Consider the following 24,484-nt stretch of genomic DNA (forward strand, 5'->3'; position numbering starts at 1 on the left):
AGTATTTATGAAAAATATGATTAGATATATATTCTTGATATTGGCTGCTGTGCTTGCGGCATGTGGTGGGGGCGGTGGTAGTGCTGGTTCAAGTCCTTCAGGAGGTACGCCAACTCCAATTGTGCAACTCGAATTGAGTGATACTGATGGTAAAGTTGTAAGTAGCATTACGGCGGGTAAGGCGTACCAAGTAAAAGCGACGGTCCGTGATTCTTCCAATAATTTGGTGGCTAACCGGAAAGTAACATTTGAAGTATCTAACACGACTATTGCAGTACTGCAGCAAAACTCAGCTCTGACTGATGCTGCTGGTGTGGCTATTGTTCAGATAAGTGCTGCATCTTTCACCGCTTCCGGTGCAGCGACGCTGAAGGCTACAGTCGAATTGCCATCCACTTCAGGCGGATCTGTAAGCGTCGGAACTGTATCGAAGGATTTTGCTGTTGCTGCTGCTGGATTAAGTTTATCTCCTTTGGTGATTGCTAATCCAAACTTGCAGGCAGGTGGTAATACAGTTGTTTCAGTTAGTGCATTGGTAGCTGGTTCTCCGCTAGTCGGCACACCCGTTAATGTCGCTTTTACTGTTTCTTGCGGTCGCATAAATGGTCTAGACGCTTCAGGAGGCGGAGTTAGCACACAGACAGATGGTGCAGGTAAAGCATCAGTCACCTATGTTTCGGTCAACTCGGATGGTTCATTGTGTAGTGGTAGTGTGAGTATTACTGCCACCAGCCCAGGAGCTGCTGCACGCACCGCTTCTGTATCGATCGCTCCTCCGGTTGCTAACGCGATTGTTTTTGTCTCGGCGACGCCCAATCAAATTTTCGTAGCAGGCTCAGGCTCTGCAGAGCAGGCTGTTGCTACATTCAAGGTGCTTGCAGCATCGGGCACGCCGATATCGGGGATACCGGTTAGTTTCAGCATTTCAGAGAATCCAGGTGGGGTTGGTTTGAATGCATCTGGTTCTACATCGAGTGTTACTGCAACTACGGATCAGGCTGGGCTGGTTTCAGTGTCAATTTTTTCTGGAACCATTCCAGGGCCAGTCAAAGTTAAGGCCTCCCTTGTTGCGGCACCGACTGTTTTTTCGGAAACACAGAACCTGACTATTGCTTCTGGGCCCGCATCCCAAAAATTCATGAGCCTTTCAGTCAGCACGTTTAATATTGAGGGATGGGGTGTAGATGGTGTTTCTACAACCCTGACAGCGAGAATTGCTGATAGACAGGGAAATGCAGTTGCGGATGGAACTGTCATTAACTTTACTGCAGAAGGTGGACAGGTTGCAAATAGTTGTGCAACGACAACCACAAATAAAATATCGTCATGCTCAGTAGAGTTTCGCACGCAAAATCCCCGGACTTCCGGGGGGCGAGTATCTGTTATGGCTTATTTGGCTGGCACAAAAGATTACGATGATTTAAATGGAAATAATATTTTTGATTCGACGGATAATCTTCGCCAGCTAGGTGATGCTTTCCGTGACGACAACGAGAATGGTCTCTTTGATTCGGGGGAATTCGTTGTTTCGCGTGGTGGCACTCTCTCCTGCCCCGGCGTCGGAGGTGCGTTTGCCTCTAGAGAGAATACTTGTAATATTGGGCTCTCTACGACAGTGCGGCAGACGGCAGTAATATTATTCTCGTCGTCTTCCCCATTTGTTGCCGATCAGGTCGCAAGTGCCGGAGGTATTAATTTTGCTCTGGGTAGTGCTGATAATAATTTGTTGCCTATGCCTGCCGGTACGATTATTTCTGCGACTCCCTTGGCTGATGGGTGTACTGTGGCTGATATTGCTGGTTCTCCAGTGGTTAACACTCCGGCGACACCAGGTAATCCTGGTGAGGACTTGAAGACGCGTGTGTCGATTGGCCTCAAGGGATGTGCGAGAGGGGGGGTTGTAAATGTTAAAATCACAAGCCCCGGTGGTTTGACCACTGTTATTCCTTTTACTCTTAATTAATTTTTGAATTTTTTGAATGAGGGGGCGCTCAAATGGGTGTCCCCTTTTTTATTTTTATTAATCGGATTGTTATTTTGTGGTCTTTGAAATGGCTCCTGATTTGAATATTAATTCGATTCCATGTATATCTGTTGGTTTGAAGGATAGAGGTTATCCAATATATATAACGCAAGGTTTTTCTATTTTTGAGGGTCTTTTTGGAGTTGTTCCTTTTGGTGGTTCTGCTGTTGTTGTAACGAACTCTAAAATTTCACCGCTATATGCCGCGGCGTTGCGAGATGAAATATCTTCCCGTTATTCTGCTGTTTTTGATATTGTTTTGCCTGATGGAGAATCTTATAAAAATTGGGAGTCCTTAAATGAAGTTTTCGATTTTTTGATTCAGAATCATTGTGATCGCAGTACGGTGCTTTACGCGCTTGGTGGGGGAGTAATTGGAGATTTGACAGGTTTTGCAGCATCCGCATACATGCGTGGTATCGCCTTTGTCCAAGTTCCGACTACTTTGCTGGCTCAGGTAGATTCGTCGGTTGGGGGTAAAACTGCTATCAATCATCCCAAGGGGAAAAACATGATTGGGGCGTTTTATCAGCCTAAAGTGGTAGTTTGTAACGTAGATGCATTAAAGACTCTGCCAGAGAGAGAGTTGTCCGCAGGCCTAGCGGAGGTAATTAAATATGGACCCATATTCGATATGAATTTCATGTCGTGGTTAGAGGGCTCCATCGATTTGCTTGTAAAAAAAGATTCTGCGAGCTTGGCATATGCGATTCAACGCTCGTGTGAAATCAAAGCGCATGTAGTTGAGCAAGATGAAAAGGAAAGTGGTCTGCGTGCCATTTTGAATTTTGGTCATACCTTCGGGCATGCTATTGAAGCGGGAATGGGCTATGGCACTTGGCTGCATGGCGAGGGGGTCGCGGCAGGCATGGTGATGGCTGCCGAGTTGTCGGCTCGTTTGGGCATGGTGGATGCCAACTTTGTGCAGCGTTTAAAAGCTTTGATTCAAAGGGCCGGATTGCCAGTTCAAGGTCCTGTACTAGACGCTGCACGAAATGCAGAGCGTTATCTGGAGCTGATGCGCTTAGACAAAAAGTCGGAGGGCGGAGAGATACGCTTCATCCTCATAGATGGGCCGGGCAAAGCAGTTCTTCGCTCGGTACCGGATGAATTGGTCAAAGAAGTGATCAATGACTGCTGCGCCTAAGTAAAGAGCGGGCTGACTGTGGATCAAAGTCACCCCACGCTTGCCTCATACGCGTGTCATCCTTCTGCAACCCGCGGACGCAAGTTTGCGGAAGCTGACGCGCCGACCCGTACGGACTATCAGCGCGATCGGGATCGCATCGTGCATTCCACTGCGTTCCGACGACTGGTTTACAAGACCCAGGTTTTCCTGAATCACGAGGGCGACCTGTTCAGAACCAGACTTACGCATTCGTTGGAGGTCGCTCAGTTGGGGCGCTCAGTAGCTCGTACATTGGGCCTCAATGAGGACTTGGTGGAAGCAATTTCTCTGGCGCACGATCTGGGTCACACCCCGTTCGGTCATGCAGGCCAAGACGCACTCAATGCTTGTACGGAGCAATATGGGGGCTTTGAGCACAACCTCCAAAGTCTTCGGGTAGTAGATTTTTTGGAAGAGCGTTACCCCACTTATGACGGTTTGAATCTGACTTTCGAAACAAGGGAAGGAATTCTCAAGCATTGTTCGCTTGCCAATGCCTCCAAACTGGAAGCAGTGGAGCCCCGGGGAGTTGGAGAAAGATTTCTACTGAAACGCCGCCCCAGTCTGGAGGCGCAACTCTGTAATCTTGCAGATGAGATTGCGTACAACGCTCACGATATAGACGACGGGGTGCGATCCGGTTTGTTAACCATGGACCAGCTTCAAGAAGTGGATCTATTTGATCGGTTTCGTCGAGCCAGTCTGGCAGAGCACCCGGGGTTAGGAAGCGATGACATGCGCAGGCGGCTGTTGAATGAGTCCATCCGCCGCATGCTGAGTGCGCAGGTGTATGACCTTATTGATGCAACTCGCGCTGTATTGGACAAATATCAGCCGCAAAGCGTTGCACATGTCCGTGAGTTACCGCCATTGGTTCAATTCAGTGCAGAGATGAAGCAACGTTCTGCAGAGTTGAAGTCATTTTTGTTCCGATCGCTTTATCGGCACCCCCAGGTCATGGAAACCACCGGTCGGGCAAAACAGGTGATCCATGAGCTTTTTGGTGTTTATCTCGAAAAGCCCGCCGAAATGAAACCTGCGTTCGGGCAACGGGCTGCCCGTGGGGATATGGAGTTGCGCGCAAGGGTTGTTGCTGACTTCATCGCTGGCATGACCGATCGCTATGCAATACGCGAACACGAGCGCTTGCTTCACACGAAGTTGATGGGCGTGTAGCGTGTAGTTTCAGCAGAGACCTTTACACCCGATTGATTGAATGCTTGTGGACTTCTCGGGCTGTGTATTGCCGGTGGCCCGATAGTTTTTGATGGGGCGCAAAGAGAGACCATTTGATGGCCCGCATACAATCCGCCACCCCTCCTTATTCCCTCTCCCCAGCCAATGCCTGTTTGTCTTCCGATGTCTCCAGACTCTACGCAATTGTTCGAGGGCTCAGTGGTTGCAGACACCGTGCAATGGCTGGAGAGGGCCGTGATCGGCCTGAATTTGTGTCCCTTTGCCAAGAGTGTTCACGTCAAGAAGCAGATCCACTATGTAGTGAGTCGGGCTGAGGGTGCGGAAGGGTTGGCGGAGGATTTGCGCCAGGAATTGCTGGCTCTATCGCAAATGAGTCCAGAGGTTCGCGACACCACGCTTTTGATAGCCCCGCGGTGCATGGAGGACTTTTTCGACTTCAATGATTTCACCGCAGTTGCAGACGACTTGGTGGGGAAACTGGACCTTGATGGTGTGTTGCAGGTAGCCTTTTTTCATCCCGACTTCCAGTTTGCTGGAACGTCGATCGAGGATGTTTCCAACTGCTCCAACAGGTCACCCTATCCGACGTTACATCTGATCCGAGAGGAGAGCATTGACCGTGCGGTAGCCGCATTTCCTGAGGCCGATGCGATCTATGAGCGGAATATTCGGTTGCTGGAGGATATGGGTATGGAAGGATGGCGCGCCCTGGATGTAGGGCGGCATCCGCCAGAAGCGACCGGGGCGGGAGATCTGGACGCAAAAGAGGCATCGAGGTGAGCATGGCGAATCAACGATCACGCAACAAACAAGCGCGTCATTCCGTCTCTCAAAAGGAAGAGGCGGCGAAGCCTTCGCTCCTTGATGAACTGCGCCCTGGGCAATCGGTCGAGTTGTTGAAAGAATTGCACATCCTGACCCGGGAGGGGCGCCTCAATCAGGACTCTCGCCGCAAGCTCAAGCAGGTATATCACCTCTTTAATTTCATCGAGCCTTTACTGAAAGAGCTGTCTACCGATGGGCATGAGGTATCGCTTGCAGATCACGGGGCTGGCAAGTCCTATCTGGGGTTCATTCTGTATGACCTGTTCTTCCAGGCATTTGGGCGAGGGCGGATTTACGGGATTGAGACCCGTGGGGAGCTGGTCGATAAGTCGAAGGCACTGGCCCAGCAGCTGGCATTTGAAAGAATGTCGTTCCTGAACTTGTCGGTTGCGGATGCAATGAGTGCTGGGGATCTGCCCGCACAGATCGATATCGTGACGGCATTGCATGCATGTGATACCGCGACCGATGACGCAATAGCCTTTGGCCTGCAAAAGAAAGCCAAAGCCATGGTGCTTGTACCCTGCTGCCAGGCTGAAATGGCGGCCTGTCTTCGTCGGGACAAGGCGATGCAGCTCTCGCGAACGCCGTTGGCAGAGTTGTGGCGTCACCCCATACATACCCGCGAACTTGGCAGTCAGGTGACCAATGTGCTTCGCTGCTTGTATCTGGAGGCCAGTGGCTACCAAGTGACGGTGACTGAGCTGGTTGGCTGGGAGCACAGCATGAAGAACGAACTCATCATTGCGCGTTACACGGGGCAGAGAAAGCGCAGCGCGGCAGAGCGCCTCGGCGCTATCCTGGATGAGTTCGGTTTGCGCTCGGCCATGGGTGTCAGGTTTGGTATCCCTGCTGAATCGGTCTCCACGCATTCTGCTAATTGAGGCCAGAGCTTCCAGCGTGTCTTTATTCTCGTAACGGTGGTGCGCCATGGCCCGCTTGCCACGCCTTTCGCTTTCCGGTTATCCGCATCACATCATCCAGCGTGGAAACAACCGTCAGCCTGTCTTTCTGAATGCTGACGACTATTCCTTTTTTCTCTCCCTGCTGCTTGATCAATCAAGTCGTCACAAGGTCAAGGTGCATGCCTATGTGCTGATGCCCAACCACTTTCATCTTTTGGTAACGCCGGATGCTGCAGAAGGCTTGTCCAAAATGATGCAGAGCGTGGGCAGAGCTTACGCGCAGTATTTCAACAAGGCCTATCAGCGGTCCGGCACCCTATGGGAAGGGCGCTATAGATCCACTGTGCTGGAGGCGGAGACCTATTTGCTGCCCTGCATGGTCTACATGGACTTGAATCCTGTGCGTTCGGGGCTTGTGTCTATCGCGCAGGAATATCCCTGGTCCAGCTGCGCGCACTGGCTTGGGATGCGGAATGAGCGATTGCTTACATCCCACGCGTGCTACTGGGCGCTGGGGAATACGCCTTTTGCGCGAGAAGCAGCTTACGGAGAAATGCTGCAGAGCGGATTGGATATGCAGCAACAGCAGGCAATCACCGATTCGGCGCTCAATGGTTGGGCGCTTGGCTCTGTTCAGTTCAAGGAATCCCTGGGGCAAAAAACATCCAGACGGGTTGTGCGCGCCTCGCCGGGCAGGCCAAAGAAGACTGTCAACACAACCGGCTGAGAAGCCAAGTCTGAATCTCAATCGGTTTAGTTTCGTCTTTTTAATGTGTCCCCAATAAATTTTCTATGAATTTTGTCGGCAATTAAATGGTATCTGACCCTATTTAAATCGCTTGCCTCGAATGTTGCATTGCACTAATCTCGGCTTCCCTGCGAAAACTATGAGGAATGCGCCATGACTACGGCCGCCGAGATCCAGCATCTGCAACAACACGGTTTGTACTCATCGGGTAACGAACACGACGCCTGCGGGCTCGGCTTCGTTGCCCACATCAAGGGTGTCAAGCGCCACGATATCGTGACGCAGGCCCTGAAGATTCTGGAAAACATCGACCACCGTGGTGCTGTGGGTGCCGACCCGCTGATGGGCGATGGCGCAGGTATCCTGATCCAGATTCCTGATGCGCTGTACCGCGAAGAGATGGCCAAGCAAGGCGTGACCTTGCCTGCCGCAGGTGAGTACGGCGTTGGCATGATCTTCCTGCCCAAGGAGCACGCATCGCGTCTGGCTTGCGAGCAGGAGATGGAGCGCGCCATCAAGGCCGAAGGTCAGGTGCTGCTGGGCTGGCGCGATGTTCCGGTGAATGTGGACATGCCCATGTCGCCCACCGTGCGCAAGAAGGAGCCCATCCTGCGCCAGGTCTTCATTGGCCGCGGCAACGATGTGATCGTGCAGGACGCGCTGGAGCGCAAGCTGTACGTGATCCGCAAGACAGCCAGCGCCAACATCCAGGCCCTCAAGCTCAAGCACAGCAAGGAATACTACGTTCCTTCCATGTCCAGCCGCACCGTGGTCTACAAGGGCCTGCTGCTGGCCGACCAAGTGGGCAAGTACTACCTCGACCTGCAAGACGAGCGCTGCGTTTCGGCCATCGGCCTGGTGCACCAACGCTTCTCCACCAATACCTTCCCTGAATGGCCTCTGGCCCACCCTTACCGCTATGTGGCGCACAACGGTGAAATCAACACCGTCAAGGGCAACTACAACTGGATGAAGGCGCGCGAAGGCGTGATGGCCTCGCCCGTGCTGGCTGCCGATCTGCAAAAGCTCTACCCCATCAGCTTTGCCGACCAGTCCGACACTGCCACGTTCGACAACTGCCTTGAACTGCTGACCATGGCGGGCTACCCCATCAGCCAGGCCGTGATGATGATGATCCCTGAGCCCTGGGAGCAGCACACCACCATGGATGAGCGCCGCCGCGCCTTCTATGAGTACCACGCCGCGATGCTGGAGCCTTGGGATGGCCCCGCGTCCATCGTGTTCACCGACGGCCGCCAGATTGGTGCCACTCTGGACCGCAATGGCCTGCGCCCCTCGCGCTACTGCATCACTGATGACGATCTGGTCATCATGGGTTCCGAATCCGGCGTGCTGCCCGTGCCTGAGAACAAGATTGTGCGCAAGTGGCGTCTGCAGCCCGGCAAGATGTTCCTGATCGATCTGGAGCAGGGCCGTCTGATTGAAGACGATGAGCTCAAAGCCAACATCGTCAACACAAAGCCTTACAAGCAGTGGATTGAAAACCTGCGCATCAAGCTCGACAGCATTGAAGCCGGTGCCCAGGCTGCGGCACCGCAAGCTGCTGACCTGCCGCTGCTGGATCGCCAGCAAGCCTTTGGTTACACCCAGGAAGACATCAAGTTCCTGATGGCTCCCATGGCCAAGAACGGCGAAGAAGGCATCGGCTCCATGGGCAACGACAGCCCCCTGGCCGTGCTCTCGGGCAAGAACAAGCCGCTGTACAACTACTTTAAGCAGCTGTTCGCTCAGGTGACCAACCCGCCGATCGACCCGATCCGCGAGGCCATCGTGATGTCGCTCAACAGCTTCATCGGCCCCAAGCCCAACCTGCTGGATATCAACCAGGTCAACCCGCCCATGCGGCTGGAAGTGAGCCAGCCCGTGCTGGACTTTGCCGACATGGCCAAGCTGCGCAATATCGAGCAGTACACCAACGGCAAGTTCAAGAGCGCCACCATCGACATCACCTACCCACTGAGCTGGGGCCGTGAAGGCGTGGAAGCCAAGCTGGCGTCGCTGTGCGCGCAGGCTGTCGATGCCATCAAGGGCGGTGCCAACATCCTCATCATCAGCGACCGCGCCGTGAGCGCCACGCAAGTGGCCATCCCCGCGCTGCTGGCGCTGTCTGCCATCCACCAGCATCTGGTGGTCACGGGCCTGCGCACTACAGCAGGCCTGGTGGTCGAGACCGGTACTGCCCGCGAAGTGCACCACTTTGCCGTGTTGGCAGGTTACGGCGCAGAGGCCGTGCACCCCTACCTGGCCATGGAAACCCTGGCCAGCATGCACAAGGACCTGGGTGGTGACCTGTCTGCCGACAAGGCCATCTACAACTACGTCAAGGCGATTGGCAAGGGTCTGTCCAAGATCATGTCCAAGATGGGCGTCAGCACCTACATGAGCTACTGCGGTGCCCAGCTGTTCGAGGCCATCGGTCTGAACTCGGAAACCGTGAGCAAGTACTTCACCGGCACCGCCAGCCGTGTGGAAGGTATCGGCGTCTTCGAAATCGCCGAAGAAGCCATCCGCATGCACAAGGCCGCTTTTGGTGACGACCCCGTGCTCGAAACCATGCTGGACGCCGGTGGCGAATACGCCTGGCGTGCCCGTGGCGAAGACCACATGTGGACGCCTGACGCGATTGCCAAGCTGCAGCACAGCACGCGCGCCAACAACTGGAACACGTACAAGGAGTACGCCCAGATCATCAACGACCAGAGCAAGCGCCACATGACGCTGCGCGGCCTGTTCGAGTTCAGGATCGATCCCTCCAAGGCGATCTCTATCGACGAGGTCGAGCCCGCCAAGGAAATCGTCAAGCGCTTTGCTACCGGTGCCATGTCGCTGGGGTCCATCTCTACGGAAGCCCACGCCACCCTGGCTGTGGCCATGAACCGTATTGGCGGCAAGAGCAACACGGGTGAAGGCGGCGAAGACGAGCGCCGTTACCGCAACGAACTCAAGGGCATCCCGATCAAGAAGGGCGACACCCTCAAGAGCGTGATCGGTGCTGAGAACGTGGAGGTGGACCTGCCGTTGATGGACGGCGATTCGCTGCGCAGCCGCATCAAGCAGGTGGCCTCGGGCCGCTTTGGTGTGACGGCCGAGTACCTGTCGTCGGCCGACCAGATCCAGATCAAGATGGCCCAGGGCGCCAAGCCCGGTGAGGGCGGCCAGCTGCCTGGCGGCAAGGTGTCTACCTACATCGGCAAGCTGCGCCACAGCGTGCCTGGCGTGGGTCTGATCTCGCCACCACCCCACCACGACATCTACTCCATCGAAGACCTGGCGCAGCTGATCCACGATCTGAAGAACGTGGCTCCGCACGCTGACATCAGCGTCAAGCTGGTGTCCGAGGTGGGCGTGGGCACGATCGCTGCGGGCGTGGCCAAGTGCAAGAGCGACCACGTGGTGATCGCTGGTCACGACGGCGGCACGGGCGCTTCGCCCTGGTCGTCCATCAAGCATGCGGGCGGCCCCTGGGAAATCGGCCTGGCTGAAACCCAGCAAACCCTGGTGCTCAACCGCCTGCGCGGCCGTATCCGTGTGCAGGCCGACGGCCAGATGAAGACCGGCCGTGACGTCGCCATCGGCGCGCTGCTGGGCGCGGATGAATTCGGCTTTGCCACCGCACCGCTGGTGGTGGAAGGCTGCATCATGATGCGCAAGTGCCACCTCAACACCTGCCCCGTGGGCGTGGCCACGCAAGACCCTGAGCTGCGCAAGAAGTTCTCGGGCAAGCCAGAGCATGTGGTGAACTACTTCTTCTTCATCGCGGAAGAAGTGCGCCAGATCATGGCCCAGCTGGGTATCCGCAAGTTCGACGACATGATTGGCCGCACCGATCTGCTCGATATGCGCCAAGGCATCGAGCACTGGAAGGCCCGCGGTCTGGATTTCGGCCGCCTGTTCGCCCAGCCTGCGGTGCCTGCCGATGTGCCACGCTTCCACGTGGACAAGCAGGACCACAACATCGACCACACGCTGGACCGCAAACTGATCGAGCGCAGCAAGCCTGCCATCGACAAGGGCGAGCGCGTGCAATTCATCGAAGTGGCGCGTAACGTGAACCGCTCGGTCGGCGCGATGTTGTCGGGTGCTGTCACCCGCGTGCATCCCGAAGGCCTGCCAGACGACACCATCCGCATCCAGCTGGAAGGCACGGGCGGTCAGTCGTTCGGTGCGTTCCTCACACGCGGTATCACGCTGTACCTGATTGGCGATGCCAACGACTACACGGGCAAGGGCCTGTCGGGTGGCCGCGTCATCGTGCGCCCCAGCATCGACTTCCGTGGCGACGCAGTGCGCAACACCATCGTCGGCAACACCGTGATGTACGGTGCGACCACCGGTGAGGCCTTCTTCAGCGGCGTGGCTGGCGAGCGCTTTGCGGTGCGCCTGTCGGGCGCCACTGCGGTGGTGGAAGGCACGGGCGACCACGGTTGCGAATACATGACCGGCGGCACGGTGGTGGTGCTGGGCAAGACAGGCCGCAACTTTGCCGCTGGCATGAGCGGTGGCGTGGCCTACGTCTATGACGAGGACGGCCAGTTCGACACCCGTTGCAACATGTCGATGGTGACGCTGGAGCGCATCCTGCCTGCAGCAGAGCAGGAGGCCACGGTGCCCCGCTCGATCTGGCACAACGGCCAGACGGATGAGGCGCAGCTCAAGAAGCTGCTGGAAGACCACAACCGCTGGACGGGCAGCAAGCGTGCCCGCGAGCTGCTGGACAACTGGGCCTCGTCGCGTGGCAAGTTCGTGAAGGTGTTCCCGACCGAATACAAGCGCGCCCTGGCTGAGATTTATGAACGAAAAGTGCTGGAAGAGTCCGCTGCACCAGCGGTAGCTGCTACCAAAAAGGAAGCGGTGCCCGCCAAGTAAGGCCCGGCCATTGATTCAGCACCACATTCATAGATAAGGACATCGTCATGGGAAAGACTACTGGCTTCATGGAATACGAGCGCATCGAGGAGGGCTACAAGCCCGTGCCCGAGCGCCTGAAGCACTACAAGGAATTCGTCATCGGTCTCGATGACGCGCAAGCCAAGATCCAGGGGGCGCGCTGCATGGACTGTGGCACGCCGTTCTGCAACAACGGCTGCCCGGTCAACAACATCATTCCGGACTTCAACGATCTGGTGTACCAGCAAGACTGGAAGAGCGCGATCGAGGTGCTGCACAGCACCAACAACTTTCCGGAGTTCACCGGTCGCATCTGCCCCGCACCTTGCGAGGCAGCCTGTGTGCTGAACGTCAACAACGACGCGGTGGGCATCAAGTCCATCGAGCACGCCATCATCGACCGCGCCTGGGCTGAGGGCTGGGTTCAGCCTCGTCCCGCCAAGCACCAGACGGGCAAGAAGGTGGCTGTGGTAGGTTCCGGCCCTGCAGGCTTGGCCGCTGCACAGCAGCTGGCGCGTGCGGGCCACAGCGTCACGCTGTTTGAAAAGAACGACCGCGTGGGCGGCCTGCTGCGCTACGGCATCCCTGACTTCAAGATGGAAAAGTCGCACATCGACCGCCGCGTCAAGCAGCTCGAAGCCGAAGGCGTGGTCATCCGCACCGGTGTGTTCGTCGGTGCCGCCAAGGACGGCTTGGGCAAGGACTCCAAGGTCACCAACTGGGCCAAGGAAACAGTCACGCCCGAGCAGTTGAACAAGGAGTTCGACGCTGTGCTGCTGACCGGTGGCGCCGAGCAATCGCGTGATCTGCCTGTGCCTGGCCGCGATCTGGACGGCATCCACTTCGCCATGGAGTTCCTGCCCCAGCAGAACAAGGTCAACGCGGGCGACAAGCTCAAGGGTCAACTGCGCGCCGACGGCAAGCATGTGGTGGTGATTGGCGGGGGCGACACCGGCAGCGACTGCGTGGGCACCAGCAACCGCCACGGCGCGGTGAGCGTGACGCAGTTTGAGCTGATGCCTCAGCCACCCAAGGAAGAAAATCGCCCCATGACCTGGCCTTACTGGCCGATCAAGCTGCGCACCAGCTCCAGCCATGAAGAGGGTTGTGACCGCGAGTTCGCCATCTCCACCAAGGAATTCATTGGCGAGAAGGGCAAAGTCACTGGCCTGAAGACCGTGCGTGTGGAGTGGAAGGACGGCAAGATGGTCGAGGTGGCGGGCTCCGAGCAGGTCATCAAGGCTGATCTGGTGCTGCTGGCCATGGGCTTTGTGAGCCCTGTCGCTGCCGTGCTCGACGCCTTTGGCGTAGAGAAGGACGCCCGCGGCAACGCCAAGGCCACCACCGACTTCACAGGCGGCTATGCCACCAACGTGCCCAAGGTGTTCGCAGCGGGTGACATCCGTCGCGGCCAGAGTCTGGTGGTGTGGGCCATCCGCGAGGGCCGCCAGGCTGCCCGCGCTGTGGACGAGTTCCTGATGGGCTATTCGGACCTGCCTCGCTGAGTCGGGTTACCCGTAGCGTCCTGCAGAGGGACGCATGGCGCGTGCTATTGAATATGTAGCTGCCTGCGCTGATTCCATAAGGCCTGGAGTGCGAAAGTGCTTCAGGCCTTTTGCATTTGGAGCTGCTTCAAGCGACTTTCACCCCTTGCGGTGCCGCTGGGGGGGGCTGTATGCGGCCGGTTTATAGCCATTTTGGCCTGCAGGGCAAGCAGGATGGGCGCAAGATGCTCTCAAAATAAGAGCGCTGCGTATTACCCTGGAAGCCGCCTTTCCTCATTTTTTGGTGCCTGCGCAAGAGGCAGCGGCCCAGTGGTGGGAAAATCAAGGGTTTTCCTGGGGGCAAAGCCCCTTTTTCTCTTTCCGCACCATGCAACCCAACTCCTTCCAAAAGATTGCCGCTGTCGCCCTGGTTTCCCTGGGTGCCCTTCTGTCTGCCTGCTCCAAGCAAGAACCTGCGCCTGCCGCTGCCACCCCAGCACACGCCGCAGCGGCCAAGATCGTTGTCGGTCTGGACGACAACTTCCCTCCCATGGGCTTTCGCAATGAGAAGAACGAACTGGTCGGCTTTGACATCGACATGGCACGCGAGGCTGCCAAGCGCCTGGGCGTGGAAGTGGACTTCAAGCCCATCGACTGGAGCGCCAAGGAGGCCGAGCTGTCTGGCAAGCGCGTGGATGCCCTGTGGAACGGTCTGACCATTACCGAAGAACGCAAGCAGAACATTGCCTTCACCGCCCCTTACATGGAAAACCACCAGATCATCGTGGTGGCAGCCCAGTCCCCCATCAAGACCAAGGCTGACTTGGCGGGCAAGACCGTGGGCGCGCAGGACGGCAGCAGCGCCGTGGATGCGGTCAAGAAGGACGATGCCGTGTTCAAGACCTTCAAGGAGTTCAAGGTTTTTGGTGACAACGTGACGGCGCTGATGGACCTGTCCACCGGCCGCCTGGATGCCGTGGTGGTGGACGAAGTGGTGGGCCGTTACTACGTGGCCAAGAAGCCCCAGGACTACGTGGTGCTGGAAGCCCACTTTGGCACGGAAGACTATGGCGTGGGTGTGCGCAAGGATGACACCGAACTGCAAGCCAAGCTCGACAAGGTGCTTGCCGAGATGAAGAAGGACGGCGCTGCTGCCAAGATTGCCGAACAGTGGTTTGGCAAGAACATCATCAAATAAAGAACAACCCCCTGAGGCGCTGCGCGCCTTCCCCCTTCTCTGGCATCGCTGTGCGATGCGGAAGGGGGACACCGCCAGCGCGGCGGGGCGGCCCTTGCGCGGCGGTCTTTGGTCTGGGCCGCGCCAGTTGTGATGGCAGCAGACAGTACAAAACTCGGAACCGTTGCCGCTATGGATTACGTTCTCTCTCTTCTGGGGCCGCTGGCGCAAGGCGCTACCGTCACCCTGAAGCTTTTCGTCATCACCCTGCTGCTGGCGGTACCGCTGGGGCTGGTGTTGGCGCTGGCGCGTGTGTCGCGCTGGAAGGCCTTGTCGGCTTTCGTCAATGGCTACATCTGGCTCATGCGCGGCACGCCGCTCATGCTGCAGATGTTGTTCATCTACTTTGCGCTGCCTTTTGTGCCGGTGATTGGCGTGCGCTTGCCCGATTTTCCCGCCGCCGTGGTGGCGTTTGCGCTCAACTACGCGGCTTACTTTGCAGAGATTTTCCGCGCGGGCATCCAGTCGATTGACCGCGGGCAATACGAAGGTGCCAAGGTGCTGGGCATGACCTATGGCCAGACCATGCGCCGCATCGTGCTGCCGCAGATGGTGCGCCGCATTCTGCCGCCCATGAGCAACGAGACCATCACTTTGGTCAAGGACACCTCGCTCATCTACGTGCTGGCGTTGAACGATCTGCTGCGTGCCGCACGGGGCATCGTACAGCGCGACTTCACCACCACGCCCTTCATTGTGGCGGCGGCTTTCTATCTCGTCATGACCCTGGTGCTGACCTGGGGCTTCCAGCGTCTGGAGAAACGTTATGCCAAGCACGACGAATGAACGCTCGGGCGGGCAGGGCGGCCTGTCTGTCCCCGTGCCGATGATCGAGGCGCGTGGCATCCACAAGGCCTTTGGAAGGGTGCCCGTGCTGCGCAATGTGTCGCTGACCGTGGGGCGGGGCGAGGTGGTGGCTTTGATCGGCCCTTCGGGGTCTGGCAAGAGCACCTTCTTGCGCTGCCTGAACCACCTTGAAACCATCGACAGCGGCTCCATCGCCATCGAAGGCCAGAGCCTTGCAGCCACGGATGCCGCCGGGCGCTGTACCTATGTGCCTGAAGCCGAGGTGCGGCGCATCTGCCGCAAAATGGGCATGGTGTTCCAGCACTTCAACCTGTTTCCGCACCTGACGGTGCTGGAGAACCTGATCGAGGCACCGATGGTGGTGCGCGGCATGTCTCGCGACGAATCCATCGCCCGTGCTGAGGTGTTGCTCGACAAGGTAGGCCTGCGCGCCAAACGCGACAACTACCCTGCACGTCTGTCGGGTGGGCAGAAGCAGCGCGTGGCCATTGCCCGCGCACTGGCCATGGAGCCCGACATCATGCTCTTCGACGAACCTACCTCGGCCCTGGACCCGGAGCTGACGGGCGAAGTGCTGCGCACCATGCGTGCGCTGGCGCAGGAGCACATGACGATGCTGGTGGTCACCCATGAAATGGGCTTTGCGCGCGAGGTGGCCCATACGGTGGCCTTCATGGACCAGGGCGAGTTGCTGGAAACCCGCCCCGCGGCAGATTTTTTTGCCGCGCCAGGCCACGAGCGCAGCCGTGCTTTCCTGAACCACATGCTTTGAATGGGCTCGGGCCCCTACCCGCCGATGCGGGTAAGGGGCCGGCATTTTTTCAGCAACACAGCATTCACCTTTTGGAAACAAACAGACGTGAATGTATGTATGCCTGCTTGTATTACCATAGCGCCCCATGCGGCGAATGCTTGCCCCCGACAATCGGGGTTTGCCCCTGCCTTCCGCCTAGTCCACCAGGTCTGCATTGAATGTCTGACACTCCCGCTCTCGTTGATTTGCGCAACGTCACCTTCTCCTACGGAGACCGGGTGATCCTGCGCGATGTGTCGCTGCAGGTGCCGCGTGGCAAGGTCACGGCCCTGATGGGGGCTTCGGGCGGGGGCAAGACCACCGTGCTGCGTCTGATTGGCGGACAGCAGCACGCCCGGCAAGGGCAGGTGCTGTTTGATGGGCAGGATGTGGGCAAGCTGGATGCCAAAGGCCTGTTTGCGGTGCGCCGACGCATGGGCATGCTGTTCCAGTTTGGCGCGCTGTTCACCGACTTGAGTGTGTTTGAGAACGTGGCCTTTCCTCTGCGTGAGCACACCGATCTGTCCGAAGCCCTGATCCGCGATGTGGTGCTGATGAAGCTCAATGCGGTGGGCTTGCGGGGCGCTCGGGACCTGATGCCCAGCCAGATTTCCGGCGGCATGGCCCGGCGTGTGGCCCTGGCCCGCGCGATTGCGCTGGACCCTGAACTCATCATGTACGACGAGCCCTTTGCGGGGCTCGATCCCATCTCGCTGGGAACCACTGCGCAGCTCATCCGCCAGCTCAACGATGCCATGGGGCTTACCAGCATTTTGGTGTCGCACGATCTGGAGGAGACGTTCCGGCTTGCGGATCACGTCATCATCCTCGGCGCTGGGGTGATTGCAGCCCAGGGCTCGCCGCAAGAGGTGATGGCCAGCACCGATCCGCTGGTGCATCAGTTTGTGCACGCTTTGCCTTCAGGCCCCGTGCCGTTTCATTACCCGGGCCCTGACGCCGCGCAGGACTTTGGCCCCACGGCAGGGGTGCGCTCATGAGCTGGTTTCATCCCTCCAATATCGGTTTTGCGGTCCGCTCCAAGCTGGCCGATCTGGGCCATGCCGCGCGTCTGTTTGCGCGGCTGGTCCAACTGGCAGGCGCGGTGCTGACCCGGCCTGGTCTGGTGCGTGACCAGATCCATTTCCTGGGCAACTACTCGCTGGCCATCATTGCCGTGTCGGGTCTGTTTGTGGGCTTCGTGCTGGGCTTGCAGGGCTACTACACGCTGCAGCGCTATGGCTCGTCGGAGGCGCTGGGCCTGCTGGTGGCCCTGTCCCTGGTGCGCGAGCTGGGGCCTGTGGTCACCGCGCTTTTGTTTGCTGGCCGGGCTGGCACCTCGCTGACCGCCGAGATTGGCCTCATGCGCGCAGGGGAGCAGCTCAGCGCCATGGAAATGATGGCGGTGGACCCCGTGCGCCGCATTCTGGCCCCCCGGTTCTGGGCGGGTGTCATCACCATGCCTTTGCTGGCAGCCGTGTTCAGCGCCGTGGGTGTGATTGGCGGCTGGGTGGTGGGTGTGTTGATGATCGGTATCGACCCCGGTGCTTTCTGGAGCCAGATGCAAGGCGGTGTCGATGTCTGGAAGGATGTGGGTAACGGCGTGCTCAAAAGCCTGGTGTTCGGTTTTACGGTGACCTTTATTGCGCTGCTGCAGGGGTTTGTCGCGCGGCCTACGCCTGAAGGGGTGGCACGTGCCACCACCCGCACCGTGGTGATCGCCTCGCTGTCGGTGCTGGCCCTGGACTTTGTCCTGACGGCTCTGATGTTCAGTATTTGAAGCCGCATTCCCGGCAAAAAGGATTCAAGCGATGCAACGCTCCAAAAATGATGTGTGGGTCGGCCTGTTTGTGATGCTCGGTGCTGTGGCGCTGGTGTTCCTGGCCCTGCAGTCCGCCAACTTGCTCAGCCTCAACTTCCACAAGGGCTACCGCATTACCGCGCGGTTTGACAACATCGGCGGGCTCAAACCCCAGGCGGCCGTGCGCAGTGCGGGTGTGCTGGTGGGGCGTGTGGAATCCATCACGTTTGACGACAAGACCTTTCAGGCCCGCGTGACGCTTTCGATGGATGACCGGTATGCTTTCCCCAAGGACAGTTCGCTGAAAATCCTGACCAGTGGTCTGCTTGGTGAGCAGTACATCGGTATTGAGGCCGGTGCCGATGAAAAGAATCTGGCTGCGGGGGATACCGTCACGGCGACCCAGTCCGCCGTGGTGCTGGAAAACCTCATCGGTCAATTCCTCTACAACAAGGCCGAAGACGGCAGCAAGGGTGCTGCAGCGGGTTCCAACAAATGACAACAACATCCAACGCCACCGTGGTGGTCTCCTCCACGACTCATACCCGCTTCGCCGGTGTGCGCCGCGTGCTGCCCATGGTGGCGCTTGCAGCGCTGACAGGCTGCGCCACGGGCCCGCACGCCAATCCCGACGACCCTTTTGAGTCGTACAACCGCAGCATGACCCGCTTCAACGAGCATGTGGATGCCGTGGTGCTCAAGCCTGTGGCGACGGCCTATGTGGACGTGACTCCCACCCCGGTGCGCACGGGGGTGAGCAACTTCTTCGCCAACCTGGGTGATGTCTGGTCATTCGTGAACAACGTGCTGCAGCTGCGCGCCGAGGGTGCTGCCAACAGCTTCATGCGCGTGAACGTGAACACCTTCTTTGGCCTGGGTGGCTTGCTGGACGTGGCCAGCGAACTGGGCATTGAGCGTTCGCGGCAAGACTTTGGACTCACCCTGGGCCGTTGGGGCGTGGGCACGGGGCCGTACGTGGTTCTGCCCATTCTCGGCCCCTCCACGCTGCGTGACACCGTGGCTTTGCCTGTAGACACCATGGGCAACCCGATTCGCTATGCAGACCCGGTCTCCGCGCGCAATGCGCTGTATGGCCTGCGCATTGTGGACACCCGGGCGAACCTGCTGCGGGCAGGCGCAGTGATTGATGGCGCTGCGCTGGACAAGTATTCCTTCACGCGGGACGTGTTCCTGCAGGTGCGCCAGGGGCAGTCCAGCGAGCCATTGTTCAAGGACGACTCGGACAAGGGTGGTAATGACGGCATCTTGCCCCCGGAGCCTGATCGTTGAGTGTGACGGCCACGGTGTTGCACTTGCTTGCACCTTGGTACACCGCTGAAGCATGCGCCCGGCGTGGCGTGCGCACAATGTTTTCAAGGGTCGCCTGAGGTGCGGCCGGAGCTGAATGAAATGATGAATCGACGTATGTGGGCAGGTGCTGCCCTGGTGGCGGGTACCGCGATGGCATGGGGGCTGCCCATGGTGGCGATGGCTGCCGACGAGACGCCCGACGCGCTGATCAAGCGCCTGTCCGTGGATGTGCTCAACGCCGTGCGCGCTGACAAGGCGATCCAGGCGGGGGACATCAACAAGGTCATCGCCCTGGTGGACTCCACCGTCATGCCCAACGTGAATTTCCGCCGCATGACAGCCGCTGCAGTCGGCCCTGGCTGGCGTCAGGCCACGCCCGAGCAGCAAAAGCGACTGCAGGATGAATTCAAGGTGCTGCTGGTCCGCACTTATGCCGGTGCTTTGGCCCAGGTGAGCGACCAGACCGTGCAGATCAAGCCCCTGCGGGCCGGTGCGGACGACAAGGACGTGCTGGTGCGCACTGAAATCGTGGGCAAGGGTGACCCGATCCAGCTGGATTACCGCCTGGAGAAGACGCCGGGCGAGGGCGCTGGCTGGAAGATCTACAACCTGAACGTGCTGGGTGTGTGGCTGGTGGAAACCTACCGCAGCCAGTTTGCCCAGGAAATCAACGCCAAGGGCATTGATGGCCTGATCAACACGCTGGTGGCGCGCAACAAGTCCAACGCCGCGGCCAAGAGCTGACCCACGGCTCTCTTGTCTGAAACCGTCCGCTGACATGACCCCTGTATCTTCTGCCTTGCGCTTGCCCTCTGAGCTGACCCACCGGCAGGCTGCGGCCTGTCTGGCACAACTGCTGCAATCTCTGCGGGCGGTCAGTGGTGGGGGTGCTGCCGTGGTGGATGCTTCTGCTTTGCAGGTGTTTGACACCTCGGCATTGGCGGTGCTGCTGGAGTTCCGCCGCGAGGCTTTGGCGGCAGGCGTGTCGTTCGGTGTGCAGGGCCTGCCCGCGGCACTGCAAGGCATGGCCGGGTTGTATGGCGTGGATGCTCTGCTGCAGGTGGCGGCCGCATCCCAGACCTCGCCACACTGATCAGCCCCTGGCCAGCGCGTGGACGGCCCTGGCCTTAAAATCAAGGGCTCATGCCCGCAGTCTCATTCCAAGCCGTCTCCAAGACCTTTGTCACGCCCAAAGGCCCTTTTCAAGCACTCCAGCAAGTCAGCCTGGACATTGAGCAGGGCGAGTTTTTCGGCCTTCTGGGCCCCAATGGCGCTGGCAAAACCACCCTGATCAGCATTCTGGCGGGCCTTGCACGGGCCACCAGTGGCCGGGTGCTGGTGCATGGCAGTGACGTGCAGACCCAGTACGCCGATGCCCGCCGCAAGCTGGGCATCGTGCCGCAGGAGTTGGTGTTCGACCCATTTTTCAACGTGCGCGAGGCCTTGCGCATCCAGTCGGGCTACTTCGGCGTCAAGAACAACGATGCCTGGATTGACGAGCTGCTGGAAAACCTGGGCCTGGCCGACAAGGCCAACGCCAACATGCGCCAGCTCTCCGGTGGTATGAAGCGCCGCGTGCTGGTGGCCCAGGCCCTGGTGCACAAGCCGCCCATCATCGTGCTGGACGAACCCACCGCAGGGGTGGACGTGGAGTTGCGCCAGACGCTCTGGCACTTCATTGCCCGCCTCAACAAGGAAGGGCACACCGTGCTGCTCACCACCCACTATCTGGAAGAAGCCGAAGCCCTGTGTGGCCGCATTGCCATGCTCAAGGCGGGGCAGGTGGTCGCGCTCAACCGCACTTCCGAGCTGCTCAAGGCAGCATCCGGCAGCGTGTTGCAGTTCAAGACCGATGCGGCGCTGCCCGCCCCGTTGGCTGAGCAGGCGCGGGTGACGGGGCGCATCGTGCAACTGCCCGCGCACGATGCCGCAGAGATTGAAAGCCACCTGGCGGCCCTGCGGGTTGCGGGGGTGGATGTGCAGGACATGGAGATTCGCCGCCCCGATCTGGAAGACGTTTTCCTGCAGGTCATGTCCGGTGCAGGCACTGGCAATGCCGCGGCTGTCACGCAAGGAGCCGCAGCATGACCGGCTGGCAAACCCTGTTCTACAAAGAAGTGCTGCGCTTTTGGAAGGTGAGTTTCCAGACCGTGGCGGCCCCGGTGCTGACCGCCGTGTTGTACCTGCTGATCTTTGGCCACGTGCTGGAAGACCACGTCAAGGTGTACGACCGCATCAGCTACACCGCCTTCCTGGTGCCAGGCCTGGTGATGATGAGCGTGTTGCAGAACGCGTTTGCCAACAGTTCGTCGAGCCTGATCCAGAGCAAGATCATGGGCAACCTCGTGTTCGTGCTGCTAACGCCGCTGTCGCACTGGGCCTGGTTCGTGGCCTATGTGGGCTCGTCCATCGTGCGCGGTCTGGTGGTGGGGCTGGGTGTCTTCATTGTCACGCTGGCCTTTGCGCGGCCCGAGTTTGCTGCGCCGCTGTGGATTGTGGCCTTTGCGCTGATGGGCGCGGGCCTGCTGGCCACACTGGGGCTGATTGCGGGCCTGTGGGCCGACAAGTTCGACCAGATGGCTGCCTTCCAGAACTTCATCATCGTGCCGATGACTTTCCTGTCGGGCGTGTTTTATTCCATCCAGTCGCTGCCCCCGTTCTGGCAAACGGTCAGCCACCTCAATCCGTTCTTCTACATGATTGACGGCTTCCGCTACGGCTTCTTTGGGCAGAGCGATGTGTCGCCCTGGGTCAGCCTTGGTATTGTGGGCTTTGCATGGCTGGCGGTGAGTACCCTGGCGGTGCACCTGCTGCGCACGGGCTACAAGATCAGAAACTGATGAACATCCCCCTCCTGAACCGCACAGCGCCGTCCCATGGCTTGGGCTGCGCCAGTGCCCCCAGGTAACCTCCCACAATGAATCGCTGCCATGACCGCTGACCAACTCAAAGACATCATCACCGCAGGCCTGGCTTGCGACCACATCACGCTCGAAGGCGATGGCCGCCACTGGTATGCGACCATCGTTTCGGCCAGTTTCGAGGGCCAGCGCACCCTGCAACGCCAGCGCGCGGTGTACGCCACGCTGGGCAACCGCATGCAGACCGACGAGGTGCATGCCCTGTCCATGAAAACGTACACCCCCGCAGAGTGGGCAGCCCAGCAAGCCTGATGGATTTGCTATTGTATTGATAGCTGCCTGCGCTTATTCAATGGGCGCTGGAAGCGTTTTTTCTAATGATTTGGTTTTGAAATGGACAAACTCCTGATCCGTGGCGGCCGCACCCTCCAAGGCGAGGTGCTGGTATCTGGTGCCAAGAATGCCGCCCTGCCGGAGTTGTGCGCCGCACTGCTCACCGCAGACCCCGTAACGCTGCTGAACGTGCCGCAACTGCAGGACGTGAGCACCATGCTCAAGCTGATCCGCAACATGGGCGTGACGGCAGAGCGGTCAGACGACGGCACGGTGCGCATTGACGCCAGCGCGCTCAATACGCCAGAGGCCCCGTACGAGTTGGTCAAGACCATGCGCGCCTCCGTGCTGGCCCTGGGGCCACTGCTGGCCCGCTTTGGCGAGGCCACGGTGTCGCTGCCCGGTGGCTGCGCCATTGGCTCGCGTCCGGTCGATCAGCACATCAAGGGCATGGCGGCCATGGGGGCCGAGATTGTGGTGGAGCATGGCTACATGATCGCCAAGCTGCCCGCAGGCTGGACACGCCTGAAGGGTGCCCGCATCACCACCGACATGGTGACGGTGACAGGCACGGAGAACTTCATGATGGCCGCCGCCTTGGCCGAAGGCGAGACCGTGCTGGAAAACGCCGCCCAGGAGCCCGAGATTGTGGATCTGGCTGAAATGCTCATCGCCATGGGCGCGAAGATCGAAGGCCACGGCACGAGCCGCATCCGCATCCAGGGCGTGGAGAAACTGCACGGTTGCACCCACCGTGTGGTGGCCGACCGGATTGAAGCAGGTACCTTCCTGTGCGCCGTAGCCGCCACGGGCGGTGATGTGGTGCTGCGCCACGGGCGGGCCGACCATCTGGACGCCGTCATCGACAAACTGCGCGAAGCCGGAGCCACCGTGCAGGCGGTAGACGGCGGTATCCGCGTGCAAAGCCCTGGCGGCGCTGTGCTGAAGGCCCAGGGCTTTCGCACCACCGAATACCCCGGCTTTCCCACCGACATGCAGGCCCAGTTCATGGCGCTCAACTGCATTGCGCAGGGCACCGCCACGGTGACAGAAACCATTTTTGAAAACCGCTTCATGCACGTCAACGAGTTGATGCGGCTGGGTGCAAAAATTCAGGTGGATGGCAAGGTGGCCGTGATGGAAGGCGTGCCCCGCCTGTCGGGTGCCACCGTGATGGCTACCGACCTGCGCGCATCTGCCAGTCTGGTCATCGCCGGTCTGGTAGCAGATGGCGAAACCATGGTGGACCGTATCTACCATCTGGACCGCGGCTACGACTGCATGGAAGCCAAACTGCGCGGTATTGGTGCCGACATCGAACGAGTAAAAGCATGAGCAGCAACATGATCACCCTGGCACTTTCGAAGGGCCGTATCTTTGAAGAGACTCTGCCCCTGCTGGCTGCTGCGGGCATTGAGGTGCTGGAAGACCCCGAAAAATCGCGCAAGCTCATCCTGCCGACCAACCATGCGGATGTGCGCGTGGTGCTGGTACGCGCTTCGGATGTTCCGACCTATGTGGAGTACGGCGGTGCCGACATGGGCGTGTCGGGCAAGGACTCCCTGATTGAGCATGGAACCCAAGGGCTCTACCAGCCGCTGGACCTGCGCATCGCCAAATGCCGTGTGAGCGTGGCCGTGCGCAAGGACTTTGATTACGAGCGTGCTGTCAAGCAGGGTTCGCGGTTGAAGGTGGCCACCAAGTACACCTCCATCGCCCGCGAGTTCTTTGCCGCCAAGGGCGTGCACGTGGACATGGTCAAGCTCTACGGCTCCATGGAGCTGGCACCGCTGACCGGTTTGGCCGATGCGATCGTGGATCTTGTCTCCACAGGCAATACCCTGAAGGCCAACCATCTGGTCGAGGTCGAGCGCATCATGGACATCAGCTCTTATCTGGTCGTCAACCAGGCCGCACTCAAGCTCAAGCGTGAGCGGCTGCGCCGCATCATCGACGCGTTTGCCTCGGCGATTCCCCAGTCATCTTGACGAAAAAGCTGCGCCAGTTTTTCTTGGTGATGTGCGATGCTGAGCAGACAATCCCCCACCGCATGAAGAATGTCTCTTCGTGTCCTAAATAATCATCC

General features: G+C 58.9%; 22 protein-coding genes. All 22 read left to right on the plus strand.

Annotation, left to right across the window (positions count from 1 at the left end):
• Nucleotides 1-7: 7 nt before the first annotated feature.
• The 22 genes from AACH87_RS04760 (at nucleotide 8) to hisG (ending at nucleotide 24,386) form a co-directional block, all read left to right on the plus strand.
• Nucleotides 8-1,963 carry an Ig-like domain-containing protein gene (locus AACH87_RS04760; RefSeq protein ID WP_338797603.1) on the plus strand — a complete coding sequence of 652 codons (1,956 nt, stop codon included), beginning with the start codon at nucleotides 8-10 and terminating at the stop codon, nucleotides 1,961-1,963.
• 88 nt (nucleotides 1,964-2,051) lie between these two features.
• The gene (gene aroB, locus AACH87_RS04765) at nucleotides 2,052-3,170 is read left to right on the plus strand and encodes a 3-dehydroquinate synthase (protein WP_338797604.1); all 1,119 of its coding nucleotides are present in this window, start codon (nucleotides 2,052-2,054) and stop codon (nucleotides 3,168-3,170) included.
• Between the two features lie 18 nt (nucleotides 3,171-3,188).
• A complete protein-coding gene (locus tag AACH87_RS04770) occupies nucleotides 3,189-4,367 on the plus strand; it encodes a deoxyguanosinetriphosphate triphosphohydrolase (RefSeq protein WP_338797605.1) in 1,179 nt (392 codons plus the stop codon).
• A gap of 183 nt (nucleotides 4,368-4,550) precedes the next feature.
• Nucleotides 4,551-5,168, plus strand: a complete 618-nt coding sequence (locus AACH87_RS04775; protein ID WP_338797606.1) for a DUF1415 domain-containing protein — start codon at nucleotides 4,551-4,553, stop codon at nucleotides 5,166-5,168.
• A gap of 2 nt (nucleotides 5,169-5,170) precedes the next feature.
• A complete protein-coding gene (locus tag AACH87_RS04780) occupies nucleotides 5,171-6,097 on the plus strand; it encodes an SAM-dependent methyltransferase (RefSeq protein ID WP_338797607.1) in 927 nt (308 codons plus the stop codon).
• Nucleotides 6,098-6,143: 46 nt separating this feature from the next.
• Complete coding sequence (locus AACH87_RS04785) at nucleotides 6,144-6,845, plus strand: transposase (RefSeq protein WP_338797608.1); 702 nt, start codon at nucleotides 6,144-6,146, stop codon at nucleotides 6,843-6,845.
• Between the two features lie 174 nt (nucleotides 6,846-7,019).
• The gene (locus AACH87_RS04790; RefSeq protein WP_338797609.1) at nucleotides 7,020-11,753 is read left to right on the plus strand and encodes a glutamate synthase-related protein; all 4,734 of its coding nucleotides are present in this window, start codon (nucleotides 7,020-7,022) and stop codon (nucleotides 11,751-11,753) included.
• A gap of 47 nt (nucleotides 11,754-11,800) precedes the next feature.
• The gene (locus AACH87_RS04795; RefSeq protein WP_338797610.1) at nucleotides 11,801-13,279 is read left to right on the plus strand and encodes a glutamate synthase subunit beta; all 1,479 of its coding nucleotides are present in this window, start codon (nucleotides 11,801-11,803) and stop codon (nucleotides 13,277-13,279) included.
• A gap of 367 nt (nucleotides 13,280-13,646) precedes the next feature.
• Nucleotides 13,647-14,456, plus strand: coding sequence for an amino acid ABC transporter substrate-binding protein (locus AACH87_RS04800; protein WP_338797611.1), 810 nt, complete (start codon nucleotides 13,647-13,649; stop codon nucleotides 14,454-14,456).
• A gap of 171 nt (nucleotides 14,457-14,627) precedes the next feature.
• Nucleotides 14,628-15,281 (plus strand): amino acid ABC transporter permease, encoded by a 654-nt coding sequence (locus AACH87_RS04805; RefSeq protein WP_338797612.1) that lies wholly within the window; start codon nucleotides 14,628-14,630, stop codon nucleotides 15,279-15,281.
• Nucleotides 15,262-16,074, plus strand: coding sequence for an amino acid ABC transporter ATP-binding protein (locus tag AACH87_RS04810; protein WP_338797613.1), 813 nt, complete (start codon nucleotides 15,262-15,264; stop codon nucleotides 16,072-16,074). Before AACH87_RS04805 ends, AACH87_RS04810 begins: the two co-directional genes overlap by 20 nt.
• A gap of 200 nt (nucleotides 16,075-16,274) precedes the next feature.
• Entirely contained in the window at nucleotides 16,275-17,093 is an 819-nt protein-coding gene (locus AACH87_RS04815) for an ABC transporter ATP-binding protein (protein ID WP_338797614.1), read from the plus strand.
• Nucleotides 17,090-17,872, plus strand: a complete 783-nt coding sequence (mlaE, locus tag AACH87_RS04820) for a lipid asymmetry maintenance ABC transporter permease subunit MlaE (RefSeq protein ID WP_338797615.1) — start codon at nucleotides 17,090-17,092, stop codon at nucleotides 17,870-17,872. The genes AACH87_RS04815 and mlaE overlap by 4 nt, the downstream gene beginning before the upstream one ends.
• A 31-nt stretch (nucleotides 17,873-17,903) precedes the next feature.
• A complete protein-coding gene (gene mlaD / locus AACH87_RS04825; protein ID WP_338797616.1) occupies nucleotides 17,904-18,392 on the plus strand; it encodes an outer membrane lipid asymmetry maintenance protein MlaD in 489 nt (162 codons plus the stop codon).
• Nucleotides 18,393-18,469: 77 nt separating this feature from the next.
• A complete protein-coding gene (locus tag AACH87_RS04830) occupies nucleotides 18,470-19,183 on the plus strand; it encodes a VacJ family lipoprotein (RefSeq protein ID WP_338798853.1) in 714 nt (237 codons plus the stop codon).
• A 120-nt stretch (nucleotides 19,184-19,303) separates the two neighbouring features.
• On the plus strand, nucleotides 19,304-19,948 hold the full coding sequence (locus AACH87_RS04835; RefSeq protein WP_338797617.1) for an ABC transporter substrate-binding protein: 645 nt from the start codon (nucleotides 19,304-19,306) through the stop codon (nucleotides 19,946-19,948).
• 34 nt (nucleotides 19,949-19,982) lie between these two features.
• Nucleotides 19,983-20,297, plus strand: coding sequence for an STAS domain-containing protein (locus tag AACH87_RS04840; protein ID WP_338797618.1), 315 nt, complete (start codon nucleotides 19,983-19,985; stop codon nucleotides 20,295-20,297).
• Nucleotides 20,298-20,347: 50 nt separating this feature from the next.
• Complete coding sequence (locus AACH87_RS04845; RefSeq protein ID WP_338797620.1) at nucleotides 20,348-21,292, plus strand: ABC transporter ATP-binding protein; 945 nt, start codon at nucleotides 20,348-20,350, stop codon at nucleotides 21,290-21,292.
• Nucleotides 21,289-22,044, plus strand: coding sequence for an ABC transporter permease (locus tag AACH87_RS04850; protein ID WP_338797621.1), 756 nt, complete (start codon nucleotides 21,289-21,291; stop codon nucleotides 22,042-22,044). The genes AACH87_RS04845 and AACH87_RS04850 overlap by 4 nt, the downstream gene beginning before the upstream one ends.
• Nucleotides 22,045-22,134: 90 nt before the next feature.
• Nucleotides 22,135-22,377, plus strand: a complete 243-nt coding sequence (locus tag AACH87_RS04855) for a BolA family protein (RefSeq protein ID WP_338797622.1) — start codon at nucleotides 22,135-22,137, stop codon at nucleotides 22,375-22,377.
• An 81-nt stretch (nucleotides 22,378-22,458) separates the two neighbouring features.
• A complete protein-coding gene (gene murA, locus AACH87_RS04860; RefSeq protein WP_338797624.1) occupies nucleotides 22,459-23,733 on the plus strand; it encodes a UDP-N-acetylglucosamine 1-carboxyvinyltransferase in 1,275 nt (424 codons plus the stop codon).
• Entirely contained in the window at nucleotides 23,730-24,386 is a 657-nt protein-coding gene (hisG, locus tag AACH87_RS04865; RefSeq protein ID WP_338797625.1) for an ATP phosphoribosyltransferase, read from the plus strand. The genes murA and hisG overlap by 4 nt, the downstream gene beginning before the upstream one ends.
• Nucleotides 24,387-24,484 lie beyond the last annotated feature (98 nt).

The organism is Acidovorax sp. DW039 (assembly GCF_037101375.1).
Taxonomy (GTDB): Bacteria; Pseudomonadota; Gammaproteobacteria; order Burkholderiales; family Burkholderiaceae_C; genus Acidovorax.